Source organism: Gardnerella sp. C0684A1, assembly GCF_055326835.1.
Genome location: NZ_JBLTSX010000030.1, coordinates 1 through 269 on the forward strand (window position 1 = coordinate 1; position 269 = coordinate 269).

General features: G+C 65.1%; 1 protein-coding gene. It reads right to left on the reverse strand.

Annotated features, from left to right (window positions below; genetic code table 11):
* On the reverse strand, positions 1 to 231 hold a 231-nt coding region (locus tag ACNEUN_RS06255), incomplete at its 3' end, for a 3-oxoacyl-[acyl-carrier-protein] synthase III C-terminal domain-containing protein (protein WP_463631572.1).
* Between the last annotated feature and the right edge of the window lie 38 nt (positions 232 to 269).

Consider the following 269-nt stretch of genomic DNA (forward strand, 5'->3'; position numbering starts at 1 on the left):
CTGCAGGTCGGCGCGGTGGTGATGGAAGGCGATGATCGAACCGGCCGACGCGGTGTTGGCGTACTCGTCCAGGATCAGCGGCGCGACCTCGCTGCCGGCCTCGCCGCCGACGAGCTTCTTGATCACCAGCTGGTTCATGCCCTGGTTGGCCTGGTGCAGCCAGAAGCGGCGCATCCGCGTTGGCTCCAGGCCCAGCCTGGCCAGATGCGCCTCGATGTGCGCCGCGGCCATCGGCTGCTCTTTCTTTTATACATTTCTGCGATCCTTGT